General features: G+C 66.5%; 18 protein-coding genes. 10 read left to right on the top strand and 8 right to left on the bottom strand.

Going from position 1 to position 16,979, the window contains the following annotated elements; translation table 11 throughout:
• Position 1: 1 nt before the first annotated feature.
• Entirely contained in the window at positions 2–1,444 is a 1,443-nt protein-coding gene (locus tag BJF87_RS10590; protein WP_035752469.1) for a carotenoid oxygenase family protein, read from the top strand.
• 775 nt (positions 1,445–2,219) lie between these two features.
• Here the strand turns inward: BJF87_RS10590 and BJF87_RS10580 are convergent.
• Complete coding sequence (locus tag BJF87_RS10580) at positions 2,220–3,002, bottom strand: FadR/GntR family transcriptional regulator (protein WP_006359094.1); 783 nt, start codon at positions 3,000–3,002, stop codon at positions 2,220–2,222.
• Positions 3,003–3,176: 174 nt separating this feature from the next.
• Here BJF87_RS10580 and BJF87_RS10575 point away from each other — a divergent pair, with 174 nt between their 5' ends.
• Together BJF87_RS10575 and BJF87_RS10570 are read left to right on the top strand one after the other, a co-directional pair.
• Positions 3,177–3,485 carry a helix-turn-helix transcriptional regulator gene (locus BJF87_RS10575; protein ID WP_042377000.1) on the top strand — a complete coding sequence of 103 codons (309 nt, stop codon included), beginning with the start codon at positions 3,177–3,179 and terminating at the stop codon, positions 3,483–3,485.
• A 1-nt stretch (position 3,486) separates the two neighbouring features.
• A complete protein-coding gene (locus tag BJF87_RS10570) occupies positions 3,487–3,882 on the top strand; it encodes a VOC family protein (protein WP_006359096.1) in 396 nt (131 codons plus the stop codon).
• A gap of 15 nt (positions 3,883–3,897) precedes the next feature.
• Here the strand turns inward: BJF87_RS10570 and BJF87_RS10565 are convergent, their stop codons facing one another.
• Positions 3,898–5,031, bottom strand: coding sequence for a DUF2235 domain-containing protein (locus BJF87_RS10565; protein ID WP_006359097.1), 1,134 nt, complete (start codon positions 5,029–5,031; stop codon positions 3,898–3,900).
• A gap of 94 nt (positions 5,032–5,125) precedes the next feature.
• On the opposite strand from BJF87_RS10565, the gene BJF87_RS10560 reads away from it, so the two are divergent.
• From BJF87_RS10560 to fadD5 (BJF87_RS10540), 5 genes are all read left to right on the top strand, one after another.
• Positions 5,126–5,632: a M15 family metallopeptidase gene (locus tag BJF87_RS10560; protein ID WP_006359098.1), complete on the top strand. Its 507-nt coding sequence runs from the start codon at positions 5,126–5,128 to the stop codon at positions 5,630–5,632.
• A gap of 92 nt (positions 5,633–5,724) precedes the next feature.
• Positions 5,725–6,102, top strand: a complete 378-nt coding sequence (locus BJF87_RS10555; RefSeq protein WP_006359099.1) for a YciI family protein — start codon at positions 5,725–5,727, stop codon at positions 6,100–6,102.
• 10 nt (positions 6,103–6,112) lie between these two features.
• On the top strand, positions 6,113–7,360 hold the full coding sequence (locus BJF87_RS10550) for an RNA polymerase sigma factor (RefSeq protein ID WP_075863094.1): 1,248 nt from the start codon (positions 6,113–6,115) through the stop codon (positions 7,358–7,360).
• 181 nt (positions 7,361–7,541) lie between these two features.
• On the top strand, positions 7,542–9,146 hold the full coding sequence (fadD5, locus tag BJF87_RS10545) for a fatty-acid--CoA ligase FadD5 (RefSeq protein WP_075863093.1): 1,605 nt from the start codon (positions 7,542–7,544) through the stop codon (positions 9,144–9,146).
• Between the two features lie 95 nt (positions 9,147–9,241).
• The gene (fadD5, locus tag BJF87_RS10540) at positions 9,242–10,849 is read left to right on the top strand and encodes a fatty-acid--CoA ligase FadD5 (RefSeq protein ID WP_075863092.1); all 1,608 of its coding nucleotides are present in this window, start codon (positions 9,242–9,244) and stop codon (positions 10,847–10,849) included.
• An 86-nt stretch (positions 10,850–10,935) separates the two neighbouring features.
• Here the strand turns inward: fadD5 (BJF87_RS10540) and BJF87_RS10535 are convergent, their stop codons facing one another.
• From BJF87_RS10535 to BJF87_RS10510, 6 genes are all read right to left on the bottom strand, one after another.
• Entirely contained in the window at positions 10,936–11,640 is a 705-nt protein-coding gene (locus tag BJF87_RS10535) for a hypothetical protein (protein ID WP_075863091.1), read from the bottom strand.
• Positions 11,641–11,671: 31 nt separating this feature from the next.
• On the bottom strand, positions 11,672–12,829 hold the full coding sequence (locus BJF87_RS10530) for an FAD-dependent oxidoreductase (RefSeq protein WP_075863090.1): 1,158 nt from the start codon (positions 12,827–12,829) through the stop codon (positions 11,672–11,674).
• The gene (locus tag BJF87_RS10525) at positions 12,826–13,734 is read right to left on the bottom strand and encodes a DUF1295 domain-containing protein (RefSeq protein ID WP_006359105.1); all 909 of its coding nucleotides are present in this window, start codon (positions 13,732–13,734) and stop codon (positions 12,826–12,828) included. The genes BJF87_RS10530 and BJF87_RS10525 overlap by 4 nt, the downstream gene beginning before the upstream one ends.
• Positions 13,735–13,760: 26 nt before the next feature.
• Complete coding sequence (locus tag BJF87_RS10520; RefSeq protein ID WP_075863089.1) at positions 13,761–14,237, bottom strand: glutathione peroxidase; 477 nt, start codon at positions 14,235–14,237, stop codon at positions 13,761–13,763.
• A 66-nt stretch (positions 14,238–14,303) separates the two neighbouring features.
• A complete protein-coding gene (locus BJF87_RS10515; RefSeq protein WP_075863088.1) occupies positions 14,304–15,020 on the bottom strand; it encodes a ferredoxin reductase in 717 nt (238 codons plus the stop codon).
• Positions 15,017–15,613 (bottom strand): sulfite oxidase-like oxidoreductase, encoded by a 597-nt coding sequence (locus tag BJF87_RS10510; protein WP_075863087.1) that lies wholly within the window; start codon positions 15,611–15,613, stop codon positions 15,017–15,019. The genes BJF87_RS10515 and BJF87_RS10510 overlap by 4 nt, the downstream gene beginning before the upstream one ends.
• A gap of 81 nt (positions 15,614–15,694) precedes the next feature.
• Here BJF87_RS10510 and BJF87_RS10505 point away from each other — a divergent pair, with 81 nt between their 5' ends.
• Positions 15,695–15,898, top strand: a complete 204-nt coding sequence (locus tag BJF87_RS10505; protein ID WP_006359109.1) for a DUF2945 domain-containing protein — start codon at positions 15,695–15,697, stop codon at positions 15,896–15,898.
• A 111-nt stretch (positions 15,899–16,009) separates the two neighbouring features.
• Entirely contained in the window at positions 16,010–16,972 is a 963-nt protein-coding gene (locus BJF87_RS10500; RefSeq protein ID WP_006359110.1) for an ABC transporter ATP-binding protein, read from the top strand.
• The last annotated feature ends 7 nt before the right edge of the window (positions 16,973–16,979 follow it).

Raw genomic sequence — 16,979 nt, 5'->3', positions numbered from 1 at the left:
CATGTCTGTATCAGTCCCGACCCGGGCGCCTTCACGTGAGACCGGTGGAGAATCCCCGTGGGATTCTCAGCACGAAGAGTTCGACTACGAGATCGACGACATCGAGGGTCAGATCCCGTCCTCCCTGCGTGGCGTCCTCTTCCGCATCGGACCCGGTCGCTTCGAGATCGGTGGACATCCGATGACCCACATCTTCGACGGCGACGGCATGGTGTCCCGTTTCGACATCTCGCCCGACCGCATCCACTACCGCAATCGTTATGTCCGCACGCGTAGCTTCAAGCGTGCCAACGAGACTCAGCTCCCGCCGAAAGGGTTCAACACCCAACGCGTCGGCGGACCGCTTGCCAACGCGCTGAAGTTTCCCGAGAATCTCTCCAACACCAGCGTTCTGGTCCACGACGACGTGCTCTACACGCTGTGGGAAGGCGGACGACCGCACCGCCTCGACGCCGAGACGCTCGAGACGTACGGCAGCGAATCCTTCGACGGCGCGCTCAAGCGCATCGGTGCGTTCTCCGCACACCCCAAGGTCGACCCGAACACCGGTGACGTCTTCAACTTCGGACTCGACTTCTTCCCGCGGCCGATGATCCGCTGCTACCGGCTCGACAAGTCCAAACGCCTGCACAACGTCGGCACGGTGCCGATCCCCAAGCTCGGTTTCGTGCACGACTTCGCGCTCACCGAACGTCACCTGGTCTTCGTCCTCGGACCGCTGGTCGTCAGCCGGCCCATCCCGGTCGCATTGGGGATGCGCCCGTTCGGTGAGGCGCTCTCGTACAAACCGGAGTTGGGCACGACCATCGTCCTCGTACCGCGGGACGGTGGGAAAGCCACACGCATCGAGACGGATTCGCTGTTCCACTTCCATGTGGCGAATGCCTACGAAGCCGGACCCGAGACCGTCGTCGACATCGTCGCCCACGACGCGACCGGCGGATGGGCGCAGTGGAACAACTACCTGTGCAACTTCCGCGACAAGGCCGGACCCGCATTCGGCGGAACCCTCACCAGGCTGCGGATCAACCGCAACACCGAAGCCGTTGTGCGTGATCCACTAAACGAGCTCGGATGCGAGTTCCCGCAGGTGGATCCGCGGCTCGTGACCACCGCACACCGCTACGCGTACTTGGCGGAGGCCTCCGTACGCGGGGGCGACCCCGATTCGATCACGACCGTCGACACGACGACCGGAGCGCAGGATCGCTACACCACGCCGGGCAACACCGTGTGCGAGCCCCTGTTCGCCGAGGATCCCGAGAACCCGGGTGAGGGTCGCGGCTGGTTGCTCAGCCTCGAACACCGGCCGTCGGACAAGCGATCCCGGTTGATCGTGTTGAACGCCGAACGCCCGAGCGCGGGCCCGGTCGCCATCGCCACGCTCCGGCATCACGTGCCGATGACGTTTCATGGGGCGTACAAGGCGGCCACGTCGGAATAGTCCGATGCACTTGGGGATACCACTCCTGATGTCTGAGGTGCGAGGAGCGTGAGCGACGAGCCACGAAGACCTGGTGAGGTACGGTCGCCGGCCCTTCGTGGCTCCTCGCTATCGCTCGTCGCACCTCAGGGAGCGAGTGGGGTTGCCGGACTTCGTTCGTCGCACCTCAGGGAGCGAGTGGGGTTGCCGGACTTCGTTCGTCGCACCGCAGGGAGCGAGTGGGCCTACATCCGTCGAAATGAAGTCGCGGGCGACTTCGATGCGGCTCAACGACTTCGATCGAGGTCGTGCAGCCGGGTTGAGTTCGCACGCGACATCAATCCGGGTGCGCGCCGCTACCCCTCGAGATAACTCGCGCGCGGCTTTCATCGCTTCGATCCGGCGTCGTAACAACTGTTCCGCGGCGTTCCGGTCGTAGTCGCATTCCCAGGTGATGTTGTCGACTCCCACCGCGTAGCGGTGTCGATGCCGTGCTGGTCTTCGATGAAGCACCCGAACATGTGCTTGCGAAACAGACCCGACAGTCGGACCATCTGATTGATGAGCTTGTCCAGCGACCAGGCGCACGACACGTTCTCGGTCAGCGTCGACCGTCGACGAGGATCGCGGCCACCTTGATGTCACGGTGTGTGACCAAGGATTGCGGCGGGGGTGGCCCCCGGACGACGCCGGTAACCCTCGAACATGATGAGCGGGAGCGACGCGGACGCAAGATGATCTCGCCGGGCCGACCGTCGCGGCACCTCGTCGCCCTGGTCGTCGACAATGGCGGGCTTCAGTCCATCACGTCCCGGACACGGGTGGTCTCGTGTCCGGCGAGGAGCGCCTGGTTGGAGTTCTTCATGTGACGCTGCCAGTGGGCTGCGGCCTCGGCGCCGTCGCCGGCGCGGACGAGGTCGACGAGCTTCTGGTAGGAGCGGATGAGCTTGGTGTACTGCGCGCGCGGCATCGGGTCGTCGTCGATGGTGTTGGCGATGTGGCGCTCGGCGATCTCGCTGAGCATGCCCGCGATCATTTCCATTGCCGAGTTGCCGGACAGCTCGACAATGCGGCGGTGGAACCAGACCGATGCCTGGGCCATGGTGCCGTTCTCGAAGGCCTCGTCGAGTTCGTTGTCGATGATCGCCTGGAGTTCGTCGAACGCATTGGTGTCACCGGTCTCCGCGAGCATCTCCGCGGCTGCGGGTTCGATGACCTCGCGGGCCCGCATGACTTCGGCGACCGTGGTCCCGGACAGCTCCAGCAACAGTCCTGCCGGACGCGCGACGATCTCGGGGCCGGGGACACGGATCCGGGCACCAGTACGCGAACCGCGACGCACCTCGACCAGCCGCTCGGACTCGAGGACGCGGACCGCTTCACGCAGCGTCGGGCGGCTCACCTGGAAGTGCGCCATGAGATCGGCTTCGTGCGGGAGGAAATCGCCGTCCTTGAGCCGACCGTCGACGATCATCCGACGCAGGGTGCGTGCCACCAGCTCAGCGGTCTTGGGGGACCGGATCGCACCGCTCGTGGTCGCGGGGACCATCATGGGAGCCAGGTTGACGGGCTTGGTCATGAGTACCTTCCTCGTGCTTGACCACCGACGCTCCCGAGGTGAGGGCGGCGGCCGAACCGGATCTGATCCCCGGGCCGATCTGATACACCCAGTTGTCAAACCCAGTGATACAAGTCGATTCTACGCAACCGCGGCGAGCTGGTCGGCGGCAGAACCGATCGCAGCATCGTTGACATGCAAGCGTGCGCTTGCCTATCGTCAGGTGTGGCAGACGTATTCCATGCTCTCGACGATCCGACGCGGCGTGCGATCCTCGACGAACTCGCCGACCGTGACGGTCAGACGCTGTTCGAGATCTGCGGACGACTCACCACGAAGCGGGGCTTGAGCCTGACCCGCCAGGCCATCTCGCAGCATCTGGGCGTTCTCGAGGCCGCCGGGCTGGTTCACACAGAGAAGCGCGGACGCGCCAAGTTCCACTACTTTGATCCGGCACCACTGGCGGACATCGCCAGACGGTGGCCGGTGACACGAAAGGCATGACATGAGAATCACGTTGACCTCGATCTTCGTCGACGACCAGCGCAAGGCGCTGAGTTTCTACACCGACGTACTGGGCTTCACCAAACATCACGACATCCCGATGGGGGAGAACACGTGGTGGCTCACCGTGAAGTCGCCCGAAGCGCCCGAGAGCGCCGAACTCCTACTGGAGCCGGCCGGGCATCCGGCCGTGAAGCCCTACCGGGATGCGCTCGTCGAAGACGGGATCCCGTTGGCGCAGTTCACCGTCGACGACGTCGAGGCCGAGTACCGGCGACTCAGGGAACAAGGCGTCGTCTTCACCCAGGAACCGACCGACATCGGCACTGCGGTGGTGGCCGTCTTCGACGACACCTGCGGAAACCTGATCCAGATCGCCGCGATCAAGGACGCCTGATCGGCATCCGCGCGGTCACACCCCGACGAGCGGCTTGGTCAGCGGCGGGATCTCGACGACCCGTGCTCGCAGCGCGTCGGGGTCGCCCTGGAACGTGGCAACCCACCATCCGATGTTCGGCGCCTTCCGTCGCCGACCGTCTTGATCGGACTCCCACCGGGTCAGCGCGGGTTCGGCAATCAGCAGCGGGGTCGCCGGGTCCTTCTCGATCTCGAGCCGGCGTCGCTGGAGTCGGTGGCGAATGGTGGTGCCGTGCAGTCGGAATGGCCCGATCGCGAGTTTGGCCAGGTTGACGATCTGATATGCGGCGTTCATCGACTTGTTCGCGGCATAACGGGGGAGCGTCGGATCGACGGGCTGCCGGATGGCGGTGAAGCGGTCGTAGGAGAACTCGAGGCCACGCAGGCTCGCCTCCCACACCATCCAGGCAAGGGTGAGTTCGGACGGTTCGACAACTTCCAGCCCACCGCCGATGTCGGAGTGGACACCCTCGAACCAGACCTGTTTCACGTCCGTCTGCGTGTTGTCGGCCTTTTCCCAGACACACGGATCGAAGGTCAGCCGGCACTCGTCGATTGCCAGCGCCTGCCGGGCGACCTCGACCCGCTTCCCGAGGTTCACGTCGTGGAACTTGTGTTTGTGCCGGGTGATGCCGGGTACGCCGAGGGCGCCGACGGTGTCGAACACTCCGATGAAGGCGACCGGGACCTCGCGACCGAGCGGAGCGTGTCTTTCCTTGTCCCGGTACAGCTGCAGGGCTTTCTCGAACAGGTTGCTCGTGGGGTCCTCGGCCAGCTGGCGTGGCGTGATCAGACCGACCTTGCCGATCATCCCGGCCAGACTCCTCGCGGTGTAAGCGCCCCGACTGAATCCGAACACGAAGATCTCGTCATCGGGCTCGTAGTTGAGGACGAGAAAGCGGTACGCATCGAGAAGATTCGCGTCCAGACCACGACCGAAGGCGCCCCCGAAGACGCGGTCGGACCACGAGGAACCCGTACCGACACCGTTGACGTAGTGGACGAGTTGGACCGCGCCGTCGGCGGCGTCGGTCTTCACGGCGCGAGCGATCTTCTCCACGTTGGAGATCCGCGGATCCTTGGCCGATTTCCAGGTGCCATCGCAGCAGATGATCAGTCGTTTCCTCATGTCGGCCCCTTGGCTTCGACGGCTCCGACACATCGACGGTAACGCCGCAGACCGGTACCCGCAGCCCGGGTCAGTCGTACGGTTTACTGGTCTGATGAGCAACCTCGCGTCTCGACTGATGGGCGCCGCACTCGCCGCAGGCGCCGCCGCGTCTGCCGTGCTCGGAGTCGGTTCGGCGGCGGCAGCGCCCACGGTCCTTGCCCCAGGGACACAAGGCCTGGCTCCCGGCCTCGCCGTGTCGTACACGCTCGCCTCGAACGAGGCTCGGACGCAGGGTGTTCCGATCTGGATCACCTCGGGGAAGCGGTCGGATGCCGAGCAACGGCAGCTCTGGCGGAACGCGATCGCCACCTATGGCAGTCCCGAGGCCGCCAGACGCTGGGTCCTGCCCGCCGAAGAGTCACCGCACGTTCGCGGCGAGGCGGTCGACGTCGGCCCGTGGGACGGTGCGGCCTGGCTCGAACGCAACGGTCACCGGTGGGGGCTGTGCCGGACCTTCGTCAACGAGTGGTGGCATTTCGAACTCGCGACCACACCGGGGACTCCGTGTCCGCCGATGTGGCCGGATGCCGCGGTCCGGGCGGATCGGCGCGGAATCTGATCGAACGGTCGTAGGCTGTCGATCGACGGGTCGCACGCTCGTCATCTCCTCACACGGACCGAGAGCCGGTCCTGGTGATCAGGAGGTCGACCATGCACTACTCAATCTTGTTGCACTACCCCGAGCACGACGCCTCGACGCTCGGCGAGGAAGCCATCCAGGCCGGGCAGGCCGCATTCTCGGCGTACACCCGTGCGCTGCAGGACGCCGGAGTCCTCGTGACTGCCGAAGTGCTACGGCATTCGTCCGCCACCACGACGATCCGGAAGGTCGGCGGCGAGCTCGTCGTCCAGGACGGGCCCTTCGCAGACACCAAGGAGCAACTCGGCGGAACGATCGTCATCGATGTCGATGACCTGGATGCCGCCATCGACTGGGCAAGTCAGGCGCCTCCGATCGACTGGGGTGTCATCGAGATCCGTCCCGGTGCCACTTACACCGTGAACGGGGCCTGGACCCCCAACGGATGATGCCGTACCGATGACCCGGGACGGGGCGCACGCCGCCGCCGATCATGCCGCACGCGAGTCGTATTCGCGGCTGGTAGCGCTTCTCGCCGCCGCATCCGGCGACCTCGCACTCGCCGAGGACGCGTTGTCGACCGCCTTCGAACGCGCGCTGAGCACGTGGCCCGAGCACGGCACGCCGGAGAAACCGACCGCGTGGCTGCTATCCGTTGCCCGCAACCACCAGCGTGATGTCTGGAAATCCGCCGCATACCGGAAGTCGGTCGACTTCGACGATCGGGCCGACAAAATCGCGGAGGTCAGCGTGACACCCATCGACGAACTCGGCCCCGATGCGATCGGCGACAAGCGGCTCGAGCTGCTGTTCACCTGCGCACACCCGGCGATCGACCCGGCCATCCGGACACCGCTGATGTTGCAGGCGGTGCTCGGATTCGAGGCAGCCGATGTCGCCGCGGCGTTCGCGGTGGCCCCCGCGACGATGGCGCAACGCCTCGTACGCGCGAAGCGACGTATCCGGGACGCCCGCATCCCGTTCGTCGTTCCCGGCCGCGCGGCCATGCCGGCACGTCTGTCCGCCGTTCTCGAGGCGATCTACGGGTGCTTCGCAATCGCCTGGGACGATCCGGCCGGCTCCGGTACCGACGCCGTCGACTCGATGGCCGGGGAGGCGCTGTATCTGGCGGTGACGCTCGCCGACCTCCTCGATGATGAGCCCGAGGCGTGGGGCCTGGCCGCTCTCATCGCCCTCTCGTCGGCACGCGTCCCTGCCCGCACCGGATCGTTCGTCCCGCTGGAGGAACAGGACCCAGAACTGTGGAACGGAGACCTGATCCGCGACGGCGAAGCGATGCTCCGGCGTGCCGCCGCCCTCGGCGCTCCGATGGGACGGTTCCAGCTCGAGGCCGCGATGCAGTCGGTTCACAACGACCGCGCACGCACCGGCGTCGTCGACTGGGACGCTCTGCGGACATTGTCGGCCGCCCTCGTCATCGTCACCCCGACCGTGGGTGCACAGGTGGCTCACGCCGCGATCGTGGGGCGCGCGGGGTCACCAGCCGAAGGTCTGGCTCTGCTCGACCGACTCGAAGCAGAGCACGATCTCGACGACTTCCAGCCGTTTCACGCCACACGAGCGGATCTCCTCTCCCGCACCGGGTCTGCGGCGGCCGCACGGCACCACTTCGAGCGTGCCGCAGTGCTGTCGCGTGACCCGCGTGTCCGCGACTGGTTACGCCGCCGTGTGGACCACGTGTGCTGATGCGATTCACGCCGCAGCGGACGCCGGCGCAACGGACGAGGCCGGGGTCATAGGAGTCGACTAACCCTGCCATAGGTGCAAATCATCGGCCGCACAGCGCTTTCCGCAGGCTCACGGCCTAGGGTGATGACTCGGAACGACAAGTCGGACAACGGGTGTCCGCCACCGTAGGGAGGCCGTAATGACCGCAATCGCCGAGGCCATCACCGACCTGACCTCCGAGCCCTATCGCTCACGCCGCAATCACTGGAACAACCAGGTCTGCCGGCACGCGCTGATGACCCCCGCCGAGCCCGCGATCACCTACCTCGACGAGACCCGCACGTGGAAGCAGATCGAGGACCGGTCCCGTGCCTTCGCCGCGGCGTTGAGTCGACGCGGTGTGGGATTCGGCGACCGGGTCATGATGGCGCTGCTCAACCGCACCGAATACGCCGAGGCGATTCTGGGAGCGACCCTGATCGGGGCGATCGCGGTGCCCGTCAACATCCGCATGAGTCCCGCCGAGCTCGCCTACCTCATGACCGACAGCGGCGCGGCCGTCGTCGTCACAGAGACGGCGCTGACCGGCGTCGTCGATGCCGCACGCGCCCTGGACGGCGGCACGAACACGGTGATCGTCGTCGGCGAGAGCGACACACCCGAACATCTCTCGTTCGAGGACCTCGTCGCCGAGGACCCGTCGGACCTTCCGCTGGTAGACGTCCCCGAGGACGCCGTCGCGATCATCATGTACACCTCGGGCACCACCGGCCGGCCCAAGGGCGCGATGCTCACCCATCAGAACTTCCAGTCGCAGGCCGTCACGTCGATCTCCACCACGAATCCACGGACCGGTGACGTGGCGTCGATCGTCCCGCCGATGTTCCACATCGCCGGCCTCGCCACCTTCGCGATGGTCTTCTACCGCGGCATCCGCGCGGTCATCCATCCGCTCGGTTCCTTCGACCCCGACGCCATGCTCGACACCCTCGAGCGGGAGGGATCGACCTCGGTGTTCATGGTGCCCGCGCAGTGGCAGGCGGTCTGCGCCGCGCAACGGGCGCGCCCCCGGGAACTCCGGTTGCGTCACCTCAGCTGGGGCGGGGCCCCGGCGTCGGACACCGTCCTCGACGCCATCAACGAGACGTTCCCCGGAGTTCTCAACATGACGTCGTTCGGGCAAACCGAGATGTCGCCGGTGACCTGCATCCTGGAGGGCAAGGACGCCCTGCGGAAGATCGGATCGATCGGCAAGGTGGTGCCCGCGGTGACCGCGCGCATCGTCGACCCGCTGATGAACGACGTCGCGCCCGGCGAGGTGGGGGAGATCGTCTATCGCGGCCCGACCCTGATGAAGGGGTACTGGAACAAGCCTGAGGAGACCGCCGAGGCGTTCCGCGGCGGCTGGTTCCACTCCGGCGACCTGGTCCGCCAAGACGAGGACGGATTCCTCTTCGTGGTCGACCGCGCCAAGGACATGGTGATCTCCGGCGGCGAGAACATCTACTGCGCCGAGGTCGAGAACGTCCTCTACGGCCACCCGAGTGTCGCCGAAGCCGCGGTCATCGGCCGGGCGGACCAGAAATGGGGCGAGGTGCCCGTCGCCGTCGTCGTCCTCGCCGAGGGCGTCGGCAATCCGACCCTGGCCCAGCTGGAGCCTCATCTGAACGAGCACCTGGCGCGGTTCAAGCACCCCAAAGACCTCGTCATCGTCGGCGAACTGCCGCGCAACGCCGGGGGCAAGGTCACGAAACCCGTGCTGCGCCAGCGCTTCGGCAGCAAGGACGCCGGTCTGTCCGACTGACCCGGCGAAATCTCGCGAGCTACCCGGTGAGTCTGCGTAGGGTGTGACGCAGACAACAATGTCGACCATCGCACGATCGACACGGGAGCCAGTGAATGACTGCAACCACCGAAGCCGCCGCCGACCTGACCACCGAGCCCTACCGGTCACGCCGCAACCACTGGAACAACCAGGTTCACCGACATGCGCTGATGACGCCGGACAACGTGGCGATCACCTACCTGGACAAGTCCACGACGTGGAAGCAACTCGATGACCGGTCACGGGCGTTCGGTACGGCGCTCAGCCGACTCGGTGTGCAGTTCGGCGATCGCATCCTGATGGTGCTGCTCAACCGGACCGAATACGTCGAGGCCGTCCTGGGTGCGACGCTGATCGGCGCCATCCCGGTTCCGGTGAACATCCGGATGAGCCCGGCCGAGGTCGCCTACCTCGTCGCCGACAGCGGCGCCAAAGTCATCGTGACCGAGAAGCTCCTCGCGCCGCTGGCCGATGCCGTGAGTGCGTCCACCGGCGGGATCGACACCCTGATCGTCGCCGACGGCAGCGAGAACCCGCAGCATCTGGAGTACGAAGGCCTCCTCGCCGAGGGCGACGCGGACCTGCCGGCGGTCGATGTCCCCGAAGACACCGTCGCGGCGATCATGTACACCTCGGGCACCACCGGAAAGCCCAAGGGCGCCATGCTGACCCACCAGAACTTCCATGCGCAGGCGGTGACCACGATGGCCACCACCGCGTCGGCCGATGCCGACGACGTGGCGTCGGTCGTCCCGCCGATGTTCCACATCGCCGGCCTGGCCGCGTTCGCCCCGGTCTTCTACCGCGGCATCCGCGCCGTCATCCACCCGCTCGGCGCCTTCGACCCCGACGCCATGCTCGACACCCTCGAAAGAGAAGGCACCACCTCGGTGTTCATGGTGCCCGCCCAGTGGCAAGCGGTGTGCGCAGCCCAGAAGGCGCGACCGCGAAAGCTCCGCCTGCGCAACATCAGCTGGGGTGCCGCCCCGGCGTCGGACACCGTCCTCAACGCGATGGGCGAGGCCTTCCCCGACGCGCTCAACATGACCGCGTTCGGACAGACCGAGATGTCCCCGGTGACGACGATCCTGGAGGGGAAGGACGCACTGCGCAAACAGGGTTCGATCGGCAAGGTGGTGCCCGCGGTGACCGCGCGAATCGTCGACCCGCTGATGAACGACGTGAAGCCCGGCGAGGTGGGGGAGATCGTCTACCGCGGGCCCAACCTGATGAAGGGCTACTGGAACAAGCCCGAAGCCACCGCGGAAGCGTTCCGCGGCGGCTGGTTCCACTCCGGCGATCTCGTGCGCGAGGACGAGGACGGGTTTCTCTACGTCGTCGACCGCGCGAAGGACATGATCATCTCCGGCGGCGAGAACATCTACTGCGCCGAGGTCGAGAACGTCCTCTACGGCCACCCGGCGATCATGGAGGCCGCCATCATCGGTCGCGCACACGAGAAGTGGGGCGAGGTGCCGGTCGCCGTCGTGGTCCTGGCCGAAGGCGTCACCGATCTGACCCTGGCCGACCTGGAGGCCCACCTCAACGAGAACCTGGCACGGTTCAAGCACCCCAAGGATCTCGTCATCATCGACGAGCTTCCGCGCAACGCGGGTGGCAAGGTCGTGAAGCCGAAACTGCGCGAGACCTATGGCAGCAAGGATGCCGGGCTCGCCGACTGACCGTTTCCACAGCATGAACCAATCAACCCGCCACCTCGAGGAGGTGGCGGGTTGATCCTCTCAATGGTGGGTCTGTCCGACCATCACTACTTCTTCTTGTTCTTCTTCTTGTCCTTCGGCGGGCGGGTCGCTGCGAGCTCTCGCCCGCGCCGCCGATAGCGCCAGATGAACCATCCGACGACGATCGCGAGAAGGACGCCGATGATCACGCCCCATGCGGTGGCGGCGCGGAAACCGGGTGCGTCGACGTCGAAGATGCGTTCACCCGCGTGTGCACCGTTGCCGCCGCCGATGACGACGGTCAGCGTCAGCAGGTTGGGGATCGCCACGATGACGCCGACCACGGCGAACGCGATGGCGGGGACATTTCGCATGCGGCTGCGACTCAGGAACGCGAACGTGAACAGCAGCAGCGGCACGAAGGTGCAGACGACACCGAGGACGAGGCCGGTCCAGACACCGCTGGCCATCGACCCGTCGACCCGGCGACCGATCTGTCCGGCCCACCACCGCGGCAGGAACGCCTCGAGGATGAAGTACGTGATCACCAGCAGGGCGGCGATGATCAGGCCGATCACGACCTTCTTGACGATCGTGTTCGCACGTTCGGCAGCCGTCGGTTTCAGTGACGTGTCGGTCGTCCCCGGCGTAGCCGGCGGTGTCGAGCCTGCCGTCGTACCCGGCAGTGTCGAGCCTGCCGGTGTCGACGCGGGCGGGACCGGCGAGGTGTGCGACCCGGGCGGCGGACCGGCCGGATCTGACGAATGGGCCGAGAACTGCTCGTTACTCATGAGGCCGAGTGTAGGCGCGAAAGATGACCTTTCAGGTGCGACGCCGCCGAGGATCGGCAGACGTCGGCGGACCGGTGTCGCGAATCCCGCCGTAGATTCCGCGTCGCACGATCCACGGTTGCAGCACCGCGTCCACCGACCAGGCCGGGAATCGGAACGCCCGTCCGTTCGGCGCGAACACCTGCAGACCGTCGTGCTGCACGCCGAGAACCGACCCCCACCGCCGTCGGGGCGGCACATAGGTCCGCGCACGGTCGGGGCGACCCGACAGGTCCCCGCGGATGTTGTGGGCGAGAATCCGGTCGGCTCGGTTGCGAGCCGAGCTCCGGAGTGCGTCGGTCGCGGCGATGTCCCCGACGGCATAGACGAACCCGTGTCCGGGCACCCGCAGTTCCGGTGTCACGCGCACGAACCCGCCCGGATCGAGGAGGTCCGGTGGCAGCCACTCCGAGTTCGGTATCACCCGACCGATCGCCCAGAGCACCGCGTCCGCCCGCACCGGCTCCTGCCCGGTGGTCCAGCGCACGGGTCCGCTGGTGATCTCGTCGCAGGCGAAGCCATCTGGTACCTGCGCGCGGTGTCCGCCATGCACTCCTACGCCGAGCCCGCGCAGCCGCGTCGACACGTTCTGCCAGGTTCGCCGGTGGTGACGGGGTAGCGCGCGGTCGCCGGGGTGGTAGAGCTCGATCCGCTTGCCCGGCCACGTCGCGGCCAGGTTCGCCGCCGCGCTCACCGCGGCGGCACCGCCGCCGATCACCGCGATCGAATCCGCCTCCGCCAGGCGGTGATGCGCTGCGGCGAGGTCCCGGTCGACGTCGGCAGGAGACTGTAGGACCGGACGCCGCCAGAAGCCGTTGCGGACCCCGGTTGCGATGACCAGGGCGTCGAACGGTTCGACGTGCTCGGTTCCGTCGGCGTCGGTGACCGTGACCGTTCGTCCATCGAGATCGGCCGCGGTCAGTGATCCGTGGACCGTGCGGACGCGGTCCAGCTTGCGGAACCGATCGAATGGGATCCGGTAGTCGCGGGCCCAGGTGTCGGGTCGGCTGAGGCGGAGTCCGAGTTCTTGACCGCTGACCAGCCCGGGCTTCGACGAGACCCCGACGACGTCGGCGTGCCCGGACAGATGGATCGCGGTGAGGATTCCTGTGTCACCGAGGCCGGCGATGACGACGCGGGGTCGGGTCATCCGGGGACGTGCTCGGTCGATTGCGGTGGTCGGGCACCGCGCGGCGGGCGGGGTACGAACAGCGATACCCGGTCGACGACATCGGCGTAACCGGGGCGTCGAGACAGGCTGCGCTGCTCCATCATCGGAATGCTGGCGCCCAGGAACATCGCCAGCATCACCACGACACCCAGGAGCAACCACCACCAGTCGGAGGGAGATGCGGCGATGCCGAACAAGGCCATCGCAACCCAGAAGGAGAACTCGCCGAAGTAGTTCGGATGTCGGGACCATGACCACACACCGGTGTCCAGGACCGCTCCCGGTGTGCGTTGTGCCGTGAAACGACGCAACTGGGCGTCGGCGGCCGATTCGAGGCCGATGGCGGCGAACCCCACGGCCGCGGCCAGTGCGGTCAGCCAGACGATCGTCGAATCCGAATGGGTCACCGCGACATACACCGGGACCATGCCCAGGAACACCTGGATGGTGGGAATGACGTGGATGGCGAACAGGTCGACGACGATCGCGGCACCACCGGCGCGCTGCTTGAGCAGTCCGTAGCGCCAGTCCTCGTGGTCCAGACCCGGCCACCCGGTCGCCCAGTTGGCGGTCAGCCTGATCGCCCAGATCCCGACGACGACGGCGATGACCCAGCAGTGCACGGCATCGACGCCGACATCGCCTGCAGCCCACCAGTACACGAGCAGCACGGGCGGAATGACGCTCCAGTAGGCGTCGTACATGCTCGAGTTCGAGTACCAGCGGCTGAAGCCGAAGATCACAAGAGTCGCCCAGAGGTCGGCGACGAGGGTGTCGAGCCACAGATGACCGGTGTCGGGTCCCGACCACAGCCACGCGGCGGCGACCCCCAGTGCCACCACGTAGGCGATGACAACACGCACGAACGACGCTGTCCGGCTCACGATGTCTCGTCCCTACCGTCGGCGGATCACAGTTGTTGCTCGATGGACCCGACCAGTTTCTCGGGTTTGGTGGCCGGTGCGAATCGTTCGACGACGACACCGTCGCGATTGACCAGGAACTTGGTGAAGTTCCACTTGATCCGCCCGCCGAACACCCCCGACTTCTGCGTGCGCAGCCACTCGAAGAGAGGGTGGGCGTCGGGTCCGTTCACGTCGACCTTCGCAAACATCGGGAACGTGACGTCGTAGGTCAGCGAGCAGAAGTTCTTGATCTCTTCTTCGTTGCCGGGCTCCTGATGGGCGAACTGGTCGCACGGGAAGCCGAGGACCCGCAATCCCTGATCCTGGTAGTCGCGATGCAGCGTCTCGAGCCCTTGGTATTGCGGCGTGAAGCCGCACTTCGACGCGGTGTTCACGATCAGCAATGGGTCGCCCCGGAACGTCGAGAGGTCGACGGGGTTGCCGTCGATCCCGGTCGCGGTGAAGTCATACGCGGAAGTCATGTCGCCACGCTACTTCCGGTCGGCCCAGAACAGCACGCATTGAACCGAACCCGCAGGCTACGAGCGTCAGTCGCCGAATCGTTCGGTACGGATCCGGGCTGGGTCGTGGCCGGCGTCGACCATCCACGTCGCACAGCCCTCGACGAACCTGTTCGGTCCGCAGATGTAGACGGTCGGCGACTTCGACGGGTTCATGGTGAGCGCGGCCAGCTCTTCCGAGTCGAGGCGCCCTGCTGGTCTCTGCGAACCTGCGGGTGCGACGCGTGTATGGACCAGATGGAGATCCATGCGGCGGTGCTCCAGGAGCTGCCGGATCTCGTCGCGGTAGTAGACGCGTTCGGGGCTGCGCACCGAGTAGACCAGGGAGAAGGGCGTGAGCGGTGCGTCGACCTCGCGGCTCCGGATCATCGACATGAGTGGCGCGACCCCGGATCCGCCGCCGATCAGCTGCACCGGGCGGTCGTCGCCGGAGGCCCAGGTGAAGTACCAGCCGTGTGGGCCGCTGATCTCCAGCGGGTCGCCGACCTCCACGACGTCGACCAGGTAGGGGGACACTTCGCCGTCGTCGAGACGTTCGACGGTGACCTCGATCGATCGGGTCTCCCGGGCGTCCGACACCGAGTAGGTGCGGGCGGTGGAGTAGCCGTCCTCTGCGGTGAGTCGGATGTCGACATGCTGGCCGGGTAGCACGTGGACGGGTTCGGGGAGAGCCAGCCGCAGGGTGCGTGCGGACGGGGTGATGTCGACGACGGAGGTGACCGTGGTGAGCAGCCAATCGGTCACGAGTACCGCTGCTCACGCCAGGGGTCGCCGTACATGTGATACCCGCGTTCCTCCCAGAAACCCGGCGTGTCCTCGGGCATGAACCGAAGGCGCCGAACCCATTTCGCGCTCTTCCAGAAATACAGGTGGGGGACCAGAAGCCGGGCGGGCCCGCCGTGTTCGGGTGCCAGGGGCTCCCCGTCGTAGGTGTCGGCGATCCAGCCCCGTCCGCCGGTCAGGTCGGCGAGCGGGACGTTGGTGGTGTACCCGCCGTGGCAATGCGCCATGACGTACGGTGCCGGTTCGAAGGGCAGCGCACCGACCAGAGTGTCGAAGGAAACCCCGCGCCAGCGCGTCGCGAACTTCGACCACCGTGTGACGCAATGGATGTCGGTCGTGATCTCCTCGTGGGACAGCGCCTGGAACTGCTCCCAGGTGAACGTCGTCGCACGGTGTTCGGCGGACTGCACGGCGAGCGACCATTTGTCCAGGGGCACCGACGGAGTGGGCTCGGCCGACAACACCGGGAAATCGAGGGTCGTGTACTGGCCCGGTGGAAGGCGGCGGGCATCGCGGTCGCGGCGGCCCACGAAGCCTCGGTTGACGATCGCCATGGTCGCGGAGTCTACGCGCAGCTGAACGGGACGGCTGTGTGGCGAAGTTTGGCGGAACATCGACCGTGGGCATTCCGGGGCATGGCGATCAACAAGAACGACACCGTCCGCTGGAACACCTCGCAGGGTCAGACCGAGGGGACCGCGGAGGAGAAGCGAACCAAGGAGTTCACGTTCGAGGGGCAGAAATTCAAAGCCAGTGAGGACGAACCCTATTGGATCGTGAAGTCGTCGAAGACGGGCGCCAAGGCAGCCCACAAGGAGTCGTCATTGAGCAAGAAGTAGACGGTGCGATACCGCCGAACGTGCGGTTTAGCGGCAGTCGCTCACGTTTCGGGCCTACCTCACCGGCTGCTGTGCAACGCTTATGGCGATCGCCGAATCTGGAGGTTTGCCATGCCCACCGGAGTATCCGACGCCACCGGGCGGCCACCTGCTGATCTCGCCGTCGACGTCCGTAAGCTGCACAAGTCCTTCGGCAGTTTCGAGGCCCTTCGCGGACTCGATCTCGAGGTCCGCCGCGGTGAGGTCCACGGGTTCCTCGGCCCCAACGGTGCCGGCAAGTCGACGACGATCCGCGTCCTCCTGGGCTTGCTGCGTGCCAACGCGGGTGAGGTGCGACTGCTCGGCGGGGATCCGTGGCGCGACGTCGTCGAACTGCATCGCCGACTGGCGTATGTGCCCGGCGACGTCTCGCTGTGGCCGTCGATGACCGGCGGCGAGATGATCGATCTCCTCGGTTCGATGCGTGGTGGGCTCGATGAGGACCGACGCGCCGACCTCGTCGAACGTTTCGAGCTCGACACCGCCAAGCGTGGCCGCCAGTACTCGAAAGGCAACCGCCAGAAGGTGGCGATCGTCGCCGCCCTCGCGTCGGACGTCGAACTGCTCATCCTCGACGAGCCGACATCGGGCCTGGACCCGTTGATGGAGAACGTCTTCCAGGAGGTCGTCGGGGAAGCCAAGGCGCGTGGCACGACCGTCCTGCTGTCGAGTCACATCCTCGCCGAGGTCGAATCCCTCGCCGACCGTGTGAGCATCATCCGCGACGGCGTCATCGTCGAGACCGGCACGCTGACCGAGCTGCGCGGTCACACCCGGACCGCGGTGCGCGCCGAACTCGACACCGTCCCGGCCGCCGATCGGCTCACCGACTTCCACGATGTGGACGTCGACGGTCACCGTCTCAGCGCGACAGTCGATTCCGATCGGATCGGCGCGGCGATGGAGGTGTTGACGGCGAGCGGGCTGCGGTCACTCACCGTCGAACCACCTTCTCTCGAGAGTCTGTTCCTGCGGCTCTACGACAGCGACAGTGACGGGGTCCGCGTCTCCGACAACCCGGCGGCAGGGGAGTGACCAGCGC

Origin of the sequence: Gordonia sp. CNJ-863, from assembly GCF_001942325.1 — a bacterium.
Taxonomy (GTDB): domain Bacteria; phylum Actinomycetota; class Actinomycetes; order Mycobacteriales; family Mycobacteriaceae; genus Gordonia; species Gordonia alkanivorans.
Note: the sequence above shows the minus strand (reverse complement) of the source record. Positions and strands in the feature narration are given on the sequence as shown.

What these genes read in the sequence shown, in the direction of transcription:
- BJF87_RS10590 (WP_035752469.1), top strand. Translation starts at nt 2, where the DNA reads ATGTCTGTATCAGTCCCGACCCGGGCGCCTTCACGTGAGACCGGTGGA.
- BJF87_RS10580 (WP_006359094.1), bottom strand. Translation starts at nt 3,002, where the DNA reads ATGACCAAGCCCGTCAACCTGGCTCCCATGATGGTCCCCGCGACCACG.
- BJF87_RS10575 (WP_042377000.1), top strand. Translation starts at nt 3,177, where the DNA reads ATGCAAGCGTGCGCTTGCCTATCGTCAGGTGTGGCAGACGTATTCCAT.
- BJF87_RS10570 (WP_006359096.1), top strand. Translation starts at nt 3,487, where the DNA reads ATGAGAATCACGTTGACCTCGATCTTCGTCGACGACCAGCGCAAGGCG.
- BJF87_RS10565 (WP_006359097.1), bottom strand. Translation starts at nt 5,031, where the DNA reads ATGAGGAAACGACTGATCATCTGCTGCGATGGCACCTGGAAATCGGCC.
- BJF87_RS10560 (WP_006359098.1), top strand. Translation starts at nt 5,126, where the DNA reads ATGAGCAACCTCGCGTCTCGACTGATGGGCGCCGCACTCGCCGCAGGC.
- BJF87_RS10555 (WP_006359099.1), top strand. Translation starts at nt 5,725, where the DNA reads ATGCACTACTCAATCTTGTTGCACTACCCCGAGCACGACGCCTCGACG.
- BJF87_RS10550 (WP_075863094.1), top strand. Translation starts at nt 6,113, where the DNA reads ATGACCCGGGACGGGGCGCACGCCGCCGCCGATCATGCCGCACGCGAG.
- fadD5 (WP_075863093.1), top strand. Translation starts at nt 7,542, where the DNA reads ATGACCGCAATCGCCGAGGCCATCACCGACCTGACCTCCGAGCCCTAT.
- fadD5 (WP_075863092.1), top strand. Translation starts at nt 9,242, where the DNA reads ATGACTGCAACCACCGAAGCCGCCGCCGACCTGACCACCGAGCCCTAC.
- BJF87_RS10535 (WP_075863091.1), bottom strand. Translation starts at nt 11,640, where the DNA reads ATGAGTAACGAGCAGTTCTCGGCCCATTCGTCAGATCCGGCCGGTCCG.
- BJF87_RS10530 (WP_075863090.1), bottom strand. Translation starts at nt 12,829, where the DNA reads ATGACCCGACCCCGCGTCGTCATCGCCGGCCTCGGTGACACAGGAATC.
- BJF87_RS10520 (WP_075863089.1), bottom strand. Translation starts at nt 14,237, where the DNA reads ATGACTTCCGCGTATGACTTCACCGCGACCGGGATCGACGGCAACCCC.
- BJF87_RS10510 (WP_075863087.1), bottom strand. Translation starts at nt 15,613, where the DNA reads ATGGCGATCGTCAACCGAGGCTTCGTGGGCCGCCGCGACCGCGATGCC.
- BJF87_RS10505 (WP_006359109.1), top strand. Translation starts at nt 15,695, where the DNA reads ATGGCGATCAACAAGAACGACACCGTCCGCTGGAACACCTCGCAGGGT.
- BJF87_RS10500 (WP_006359110.1), top strand. Translation starts at nt 16,010, where the DNA reads ATGCCCACCGGAGTATCCGACGCCACCGGGCGGCCACCTGCTGATCTC.